General features: G+C 61.9%; 7 protein-coding genes. 4 read left to right on the top strand and 3 right to left on the bottom strand.

The genetic code is table 11. The features are described from left to right. Positions 1–33: 33 nt before the first annotated feature. Entirely contained in the window at positions 34–1,053 is a 1,020-nt protein-coding gene (motB, locus tag H096_RS12265) for a flagellar motor protein MotB (protein ID WP_033898472.1), read from the bottom strand. A gap of 3 nt (positions 1,054–1,056) precedes the next feature. Beyond that, on the bottom strand, positions 1,057–1,908 hold the full coding sequence (motA, locus tag H096_RS12270) for a flagellar motor stator protein MotA (RefSeq protein WP_016976894.1): 852 nt from the start codon (positions 1,906–1,908) through the stop codon (positions 1,057–1,059). Between the two features lie 166 nt (positions 1,909–2,074). On the opposite strand from motA, the gene H096_RS12275 reads away from it, so the two are divergent. From H096_RS12275 to asd, 3 genes are read left to right on the top strand one after another with little or no spacing between them, the layout of a single operon-like run. Beyond that, positions 2,075–3,610, top strand: a complete 1,536-nt coding sequence (locus tag H096_RS12275) for an HDOD domain-containing protein (protein WP_033898474.1) — start codon at positions 2,075–2,077, stop codon at positions 3,608–3,610. A 57-nt stretch (positions 3,611–3,667) separates the two neighbouring features. Further along, positions 3,668–4,483 (top strand): rhodanese-like domain-containing protein, encoded by an 816-nt coding sequence (locus H096_RS12280; protein WP_033898476.1) that lies wholly within the window; start codon positions 3,668–3,670, stop codon positions 4,481–4,483. Positions 4,484–4,498: 15 nt separating this feature from the next. Then, positions 4,499–5,359, top strand: coding sequence for an archaetidylserine decarboxylase (asd, locus tag H096_RS12285; protein WP_033898477.1), 861 nt, complete (start codon positions 4,499–4,501; stop codon positions 5,357–5,359). 49 nt (positions 5,360–5,408) lie between these two features. On the opposite strand, the gene serB is transcribed toward asd, so the two are convergent. After that, positions 5,409–6,623, bottom strand: coding sequence for a phosphoserine phosphatase SerB (serB, locus tag H096_RS12290; RefSeq protein ID WP_028615502.1), 1,215 nt, complete (start codon positions 6,621–6,623; stop codon positions 5,409–5,411). Between the two features lie 133 nt (positions 6,624–6,756). Here serB and H096_RS12295 point away from each other — a divergent pair, with 133 nt between their 5' ends. After that, on the top strand, positions 6,757–8,259 hold the full coding sequence (locus H096_RS12295) for an AhpA/YtjB family protein (protein ID WP_033898478.1): 1,503 nt from the start codon (positions 6,757–6,759) through the stop codon (positions 8,257–8,259). The last annotated feature ends 224 nt before the right edge of the window (positions 8,260–8,483 follow it).

Genomic DNA, 8,483 nt, shown 5'->3' on the forward strand with positions numbered 1-8,483 from the left:
GCGTTTTCACCGACGAAGTTTGTCGAAAAGGGCCTACGACCCGGTACCCGGCACCGTAGGATCCTTCACCCCACCATCATCAAACAAGTTCAGCTTCTGACGCAGTTCATGCGCCGGCAACGGCTCCTGCCCCGGTGGAATCGCGTTCGGATCGGCCGGCACCTCACCCGGCGCGCCTGCACCTGGGGTAGGTTGCGGCGTCGGTGGTTGATCGCCTTCAATCGCACGCTGAGCCTTTTTGGTCAGCACCACGATATCGATCCGGCGGTTGACCGGGTTGAACGGATCTTGATGATCAAACAGCTGCGACGAAGCAAACCCCACCACGCGCGCCACTTGCGGGTCCGGATAACTGCCGGCAACCAGCGCGCGGCGCGCGGCGTTGGCGCGGTTGGCCGAGAGTTCCCAGTTGCCGAAATCACCCTGGCCCGCGTATGGCTTGGCGTCGGTGTGGCCGCTGATGCTGATCTTGTTCGGCACCGCCTTGATGGTGTCGGCCATGGCCAGCAGGATGTCTTCAAAGTACGGCTTCAGGCGCGCACTGCCGGAGTCGAACATCGGCCGGTTGGCGGCGTCGGTGATCTGGATGCGCAAGCCTTCCGGCGTGATTTCAAAAGAAATCTGGTCCTTGAATTTCAGCAGTTGCGGGTTTTCTTCGACCTTGGTCTGCAGCTCTTGCAGCAGCAGCTCAAGGCGCTCCTGCTCGACCTGCTCAGCCATGGACTCGACGGTGTCGCGCTCGATCGGGATTTTCTCCTGGGGCGACTCGGTCTTGATTTCCGGGTTGATGGTGCGCTCAGGCGCCAATTGCGGCGAGCCACCTAGGTCGATCACGAAGGGCGTGCCGCTTTCCGAGAAACCAATCGGGTCTTTGAAGTAGCCAGCGATGGCGATCTTCTGTTCGGGCGTGGCGGTGGACATCAGCCACAGCACCAGGAAGAACGCCATCATCGCCGTCGCAAAGTCGGCGAAGGCGATTTTCCAGGCGCCGCCATGGTGCCCCGCAGCGAAGCGCTTGACGCGCTTGATGATTATCGGCTGGTTGTTTTCCATGGCTTAACGACCGCGAACCGCTTGTTCCAGCTCGGCGAAGCTTGGGCGATGCTTCGGGTACAGCACCTTGCGGCCAAACTCCACCGCCAGGGACGGCGGCATGCCGGAAGCCGAAGCGACCAGGCTGGCCTTGATCGATTCGTACAGGTTGATTTCTTCCTTGGCGTCATGGGCCAGGGAGGTCGCAAGCGGACCGAAGAAGCCGTAGGCCGCGAGAATACCGAAGAACGTACCCACCAGTGCCGCACCCACGTGCATGCCGATGGCGGCCTGGTCGCCCTCGCCCAGGGACGCCATGGTCACCACGATACCGAGTACCGCCGCGACGATACCAAAACCCGGCATACCGTCAGCGATGCCGGTCACGGCGTGGGAAGGATGCTCCAACTCTTCTTTAAGGCTGAACAACTCCATGTCGAACAGGCCTTCCAGCTCATGGGGGGCCATGTTGCCGGAGGACATGATGCGCAGGTAGTCGCAGATGTAGGCGGTCATGCGCTCATCTTTGAGCACAGCCGGGTACTTGGCGAAAATCGGGCTGGCGGCGGCGTCTTCGATGTCGGCCTCGATGGCCATCATGCCTTCGCGGCGGCTCTTGTTGAGGATCTCGTAGACCAGCCCCAGCACTTCCAGATAGAACGTGTGAGTGAAGCGCGAACCGAACATCCCCAGCGACTTCTTGACCACGTGCATAGTCATGTAGCCGGGGTTGGCCTGCAAGAATGCGCCGAACGCCGCACCACCGATGATCAGCACTTCAAAGGGCTGGATCAACGCCGCAATTTTACCGTGGGACAGGACGTAGCCACCGAGCACACTTGCGATGACGACGATGATGCCGATAATTTTAGCCATAGGGGATGAGTACTTGCGCCGTCGGGTTCATGGACATATTGGGTGTAGCAGAAAACTCTTGTTCTACTTATCGGCAAAACTGCGCCAGACTATAGCCCGTTAAGGCGAAAAGCCAGTTCGGCCCGCTCCGGGCGTGTAGACCGCAAGTGATGATCGCGCCCCTATCATGGCTAATGAAACGACAGTCCCAAGTGCAAAACCCAACTCTCTCGCCGCTTGGATCAAGCGCCTGGACGATGTGCTGCTGCCTGTGCCCCAGGCCAGTCACGACCGGGTGTGCAAAGGCATCCGCGACAGCCGCAGTTCATTGCGAGATATTGCCGAGCTGATGCAAAGCAGCCCGGCGCTTGTGCTCAGCGTGATGCGCGAGGCCAACAGCCATACCCATGGCAGCTTGGCGGAACCGGCGGAAAACCTCGAAGTGGCGCTCAACCGCCTGGGCCTCAAGCGCGCCGAAGAACTGCTGGCGCGCCTGCCGTCGGTGCCGGCCAATGAGATCCCCGTGGCGTTGCGCCAACTGCTGTTGGTCAGCCAGCACGCATCGCAACAAGCCAACGGTTTGTTCGGCAGCCGCCTGGCGCGACTGTGGCAGGACATTCACTGGGGCAGCCTGCTGTTTCTGTCGCCGCTGTGGCCGATGGCGGTCGCCTACCCCAAGCTCCTGGAAGAATGGGAACTGCGGGTGATCCACAAAGGCCAATCGGCGCGCGAGGTCGAGCAGGCACTGTTCGGCGTGCGCCTGCTGGACCTGTGCGTCGGCCTGACCGAAGCCTGGCACCTGCCGATCTGGGTGTCCCAGGGCTATAAGCTGCTGATGAGCGAGCAGCGCTTGCTGGTCAAGGCGCTGCACATCGCCCGCGAAGACGACCCACTGCGCCACCAGCAATTGCTCGACGCCGAACCCAACCTGCGCCGCTGGTTGAACCAACCGGCCAATACCGTGCTGCTGGCCAACGGCCTGGCGATGTCGGCCCAGGAATCCTGGACCTGCCCGCACACCGAACGCTGGCAACTCCTCACAGCGCTGTACCTGCAACAGCCCCTGGGCGAGGTGCAGCAGCAGGTCCACCAGCAGGCCGTCACCAGCGCCCGCACCACCTTGATGCCTGACCTCTGGCACCCGGCGCTGTCGCTGATCTGGCCGTGGCATGTACAAAAGATTCATCGCGGCCTGCTTCCAGCGCCACCGCCCACCGCTGAGGCCCTGGCCGTGTGGCGCAAGCGCTGCACCGAACTGCTGGTGGAACCGAGCCGCTTTGCCAACGCCATGCACCTGACCACCTGCGCCAAGGAGGCCCTGGTGGCCAGTGGCATGCAGCGGGTCATGCTGTTGATGGCTGACCGCGCCATGAGCACCTTGCGTGCGCACCAGGTCGATGGCCTGCCGAAGGATGCGGCCAATTTGAGCCTGGATGTGGTCAACAGCACGCTCTTGCAGCGCTTGCTGGAAAAATCCGCGCAGGTACGCCTCAACCCTGAAAACCATGCGCAGTTCTCGGCCTTGCTGCCGCCGATCCTGCGTCGCCTGTTCACCGGCGAACACCTGTTGCTGCGCTCGCTGAGCTGTAATGGCAAGGTGGTTATGCTGATGGTGGCCGACCAGGGCGGCGGGCCGTTCTCGGAAACCACCGTGCAGGCCTTCGGCAAAACCGCCCAATGCATCGAGAAAGCCCTGCACTGCTTTACCAACCGCAGCGCCTGATGCTTGCGCTACAATCGCCGTCTTTTATCGCCAACATTTGTGCCCAGGAGACCTCACATGCCTGACTTCACTGGCTTGCCGCTGGTGATCGAATCCAGCGACCTGCTTGGTCGCCTCGATACCGAACACCTGATACTGGTGGACCTCACCAGTGCCGCCCGCTACGCCGAAGGGCATATCCCCGGCGCGCATTTCGTTGACCCAAAGCGCACCCAACTGGGGCAGCCCCCGGCGCCCGGCCTGCTGCCCAACAAGGCTGATCTTGAGAAGCTGTTCGGCGAACTGGGCCACACCCCGGACGCCACCTACGTGGTCTACGACGACGAAGGCGGCGGCTGGGCCGGGCGCTTCATCTGGATGCTCGACGTGATCGGCCACCAGAAATACCACTACCTGGACGGCGGCCTGCTGGCCTGGCTGGAAGACAAGCACCCGGTATCCACCGACGTGCCCGCCCCCGTCGGCGGCCCGGTCAGCCTCACGTTGCACGATGGCCCCACCGCCACCCGCGAATACCTGCAAAGCCGCCTGGGTGCCGCCGACCTGGGCATCTGGGATGCACGCGGTCCGCTGGAGTATTCCGGCGAGAAGGTCCTCGCCGCCAAAGGCGGGCACATCCCCGGCGCGGTGAACTTCGAATGGACTGCCGGCATGGACAAGGCGCGCAACCTGCGTATCCGCCGCGACATGCCGCAGATCCTCGAAGACCTCGGGTTGACCAAAGACAAAGAAATCATCACCCACTGCCAGACTCACCACCGTTCTGGCTTCACCTACCTGGTGGCCAAGGCGCTCGGTTATCCGCGAGTCAAAGGTTATGCCGGTTCCTGGGGCGAATGGGGCAACCACCCCGACACCCCCGTCGAGATTTAAGGTTTAAGGACAGTTATGAAAAAGCAGTTGTTTATCCTCAGCCAGTACTTGCTGCCGCACCACTTGCTATCGCGTCTGGCCGGTTGCATTGCCGAGTGCCGCGTGCGCTGGTTCAAGAATGCCTTCACCAGCTGGTTCGCCAAGCGTTATCAAGTGGACATGTCCCAGGCCCTGGTTGAAGACGTGACCGCCTACGAGCACTTCAACGCCTTCTTCACCCGCGCCCTGAAAGATGGCGCCCGCCCACTGGATCAAACCCCAGGCGCGGTGTTGAGCCCCGCCGATGGTGCGGTCAGCCAGTTGGGCCCAATCGAGCATGGCCGGGTGTTCCAGGCCAAAGGTCACAGCTTCAGCGTGCTGGAATTGCTGGGCGGCGACTCGGCCGTAGCGGCGCCGTTCATGGGCGGCGATTTCGCCACCATCTACCTGTCGCCGAAGGACTACCACCGCGTACACATGCCGCTGGCCGGCACGCTGCGCGAGATGGTCTACATCCCGGGCCGCATCTTCTCGGTCAACCAGACCACCGCTGAAAACGTACCTGAGCTGTTCGCGCGCAACGAACGCGTTGCCTGCATCTTCGACACCGAACGCGGCCCGATGGCCGTGGTATTGGTGGGTGCGATGATTGTGGCGTCGATTGAAACCGTGTGGGCTGGGCTGGTAACGCCGCCGAAGCGCGAGCTGAAAACCTTCCGCTATGACGAAGCTGCGCGCGCACCGGTTCATCTGGAGAAAGGTGCGGAGCTGGGTCGCTTCAAGCTGGGTTCGACCGCGATTGTGCTGTTTGGGCCGGATCAGGTGAAGTGGGCTGAAGAGCTGGCCGCTGGCACTCCGGTACAGATGGGCCAAGGCATCGGTCTTCCGAAAGCCTGATTGAAGGTGGGAGCCTGGCCTGGCTCCCACATTTACCAGTTAGAGCGAGTTACAGCTGACCGTCGCGATCACGGAAGCCCAGCAGATACAACACGCCATCCAAGCCCAACGTCGAAATCGCCTGCTTGGCCGATTGCTTCACCAGCGGCTTGGCACGGAAGGCCACACCCAACCCCGCAATCGCCAGCATCGGCAAGTCATTCGCACCGTCGCCGACCGCAATTGTCTGCTCCAGACGCAAACCTTCCTTGTGCGCCAATTCCTTGAGCAGGTCCGCCTTGCGCTGAGCGTCGACAATCGGCTCGACCGCCACGCCGGTCACCTTGCCATCCACCACTTCCAGCTCGTTGGCGAACACGTAGTCGATGCCCAGCTTGGCCTGCAATTGCTTGGCGAAGTAGGTGAAGCCGCCGGACAGGATGGCGGTCTTGTAGCCCAGGCGCTTGAGTTCAGCGAACAGGGTTTCGGCGCCCTCGGTCAGGCGCAGGGAGGCGCCGATGGAGTCCAGCACGCTCACGTCCAGGCCTTTAAGCAGCGCAAGGCGCTCCTTGAAGCTGGCGCGGAAGTCCAGTTCACCGGCCATGGCGCGTTCGGTGATTTCGGAAACCTGCTCGCCCACGCCGGCCGCTTTGGCCAATTCGTCGATGACTTCGGCTTCGATCAGCGTGGAGTCCATGTCGAACACCGCCAGACGGCGGTTGCGGCGGAACAGCGAGTCTTCCTGGAAGGCGATGTCGACGTTCAGCTCTTGGGCCACGCTGAGGAATTCGGCGCGCAGGGCCTGAGGGTCGGCCGGTTCACCGCGCACGGAGAACTCGATGCAGCCCTTGCCCTTGTCGGCCGGGGTATCCAGCGGCATACGACCCGACAGACGGTCGATATGGTCGATATTAAGACCGTACTGCGCGGTAATGGAGCTGACGCGTTGCAATTGTTCCGCGGTGACCTTGCGGGTCAGCAGCGTCACGATATGGCGTTTCTTGCCCTGGCCGGCCACCCATTGCTGGTAGTCCTCTTCGGACACCGGGGTGAAGCGCACCTGTTGATCCAGCTTGTAAGCCGTAAACAGGATGTCCTTGAGTACCGAAGACGCCTGTTCAGTGCTCGGAATCTCGACCAGGATGCCGAACGACAAGGTGTCGTGGATCACCGCCTGGCCGATGTCGAGAATGTTCACACCACCCTGGGCCAGAACGCCGGTAATGGCTGCGGTCAGACCTGGGCGGTCTTCCCCCGTGATGTTAATCAGGACAATTTCGCGCAAGGCGCACCCCCAGGCTGGAAAAAAACCGCATTCTACCCACTTTCAGTGACCATCGGGCACAGCCAGCGCTTTGCCGGTTCTAGGGCTGTCGCTATACTGCGCGTCAACTTCACGGACCAAGAGCCGAGCGCAAGTGAACCGGCCCACGCCAGTAAAAACCGATAATTTCTTCCTGCTGATCTTCCGGGCACTGCGCCACCGCCGTGTACCGATCGCATTACGCATCGCCAGCCATAACGTGATCCTGGTCGCCCTGGCCCTGGTGATCTACGCCTGCGTGATGGGTTTGCAGTTCAAACAGGCCATGCACGAGCAAGCCGACGCCCTGGGCGAGAGCTTGACCACCCAGACCGCCACCTCGGCGACTGAGCTGCTGGTGTCCAACGACATCCTCAGCCTCAACGTACTGCTCAACAACCTGACCAAGAACCCGCTGGTGGCCCACGCCGCCATCTACAGCGTGGACAACCGGATCATGGCCGAAGCCGGGCAGCGCCCGAAAAACGGCCTGCTGGGTGAAGCCGAAGGCCTGTACCAGAGCAACATTACGTTTCAGGATGTGAAGGCCGGCCAACTGCGCATCAGCCTGGACATGCAGCAATTCCAGCAGCCGATGACCATCAGCCTGCAAAGCATGGGCATCTTGAGCGCAATTCTGCTGGCCTTGGCGTTGGCCTTGAGCCTGCGCCTGGGCCGGCACATCTCCACGCCGCTGATGCAGTTGCGCATCTGGCTGCGCGATATCGACGAGCACACCCCGGCCACTGACCGCCAGGATGAAATCGGCGACCTCGCCCGCCAGCTGCACGCCAGTTTCGCCCCGGAACCGGTGGTGCGCGAAGTGGAGCCAGAGCCTGAGTTCGACGAAACCGACTACGACGACGAGCCTGAGTTTGAAGTGCAGGACGCACCGGTAGCGGGCCTGAAGCCTGCCACCCGCCAGGCGTTCAAAGCCGAAGAAGACGAACTGGACGACGAAGACCCCTTCGCCGACCTGCGCGACACCTCGGCCAGCGCACCGGCCGTCGCACCAAAACCCACCCCGGTGAAGAATACCGAACCTCAGTTCAGCGCTGTACTGGCGGTGCAACTGGGCGCTCAGGACCAACTGCGTCGCCTGCCCCGCGCACGCCTGACCGAGCTGCTGGAGCGCTACCGCGACTGCCTCGACCAGGCCGCGTCGCTGTACCAGAGCGAACTGCACACCCTGAACGATGGCAGTACCTTGATGCTGTTCCACAGTGAAGACAGCGGCGAAGACTACCTGACCAACGCCATCTGCTGCGGCGAGTTGCTGCGCGCCCTGGGCCATGCCCTGCAGATCGAAGTGGCCGACAGTGGCATCACGCTGCAACTGCAGTTGGGCCTGACGGTGAGCGATGACCTGTTTGGCATGACCCAGATCGACCTGCTGCTCACCGAGAGCGCCCAGGACGCCCTGGCGCTGTCGCAACACAGTCGCAACCTGTTGCTGGTGGAGCGCAAGATCAGCGAAGACACGCTGATCCGCCAACGCGCACGAATCCGCCCGATTGCCAGCCCCGAGGGTGCCAGCTGTGTGGAGCGGTTGATGGAACCGTATCCGTCGATGCTGGAGCGGCAGTTGGCGCGGATGCACGAGACCCGCAAGCCCTGAGCAACAGAGTGGGCTTGTGTGGGAGCGGGCTTGCTCGCGAATGCGGATTGTCAGTCGGATACATTGGTGACTGAGCCACCGCTTTCGCGAGCAAGCCCGCTCCCACAGTTGATCTTCAGTGCTACCAAAATCGCACAAAAAAAGGCCCGCTGAATCAGCGGGCCTTTTTTGTATCTGTGTCCCGTCCTGAATAAGGTTTACGCCTTCTGACCTATCTTCAGGAG

Origin of the sequence: Pseudomonas sp. FH1 (assembly GCF_000510895.2) — a bacterium.
GTDB classification, from domain to species: domain Bacteria; phylum Pseudomonadota; class Gammaproteobacteria; order Pseudomonadales; family Pseudomonadaceae; genus Aquipseudomonas; species Aquipseudomonas azotoformans_A.

Excerpts from the sequence above, each read along its gene's own strand:
- motB (WP_033898472.1), bottom strand. The coding sequence starts at position 1,053 with ATGGAAAACAACCAGCCGATAATCATCAAGCGCGTCAAGCGCTTCGCT.
- motA (WP_016976894.1), bottom strand. The coding sequence starts at position 1,908 with ATGGCTAAAATTATCGGCATCATCGTCGTCATCGCAAGTGTGCTCGGT.
- H096_RS12275 (WP_033898474.1), top strand. The coding sequence starts at position 2,075 with ATGGCTAATGAAACGACAGTCCCAAGTGCAAAACCCAACTCTCTCGCC.
- H096_RS12280 (WP_033898476.1), top strand. The coding sequence starts at position 3,668 with ATGCCTGACTTCACTGGCTTGCCGCTGGTGATCGAATCCAGCGACCTG.
- asd (WP_033898477.1), top strand. The coding sequence starts at position 4,499 with ATGAAAAAGCAGTTGTTTATCCTCAGCCAGTACTTGCTGCCGCACCAC.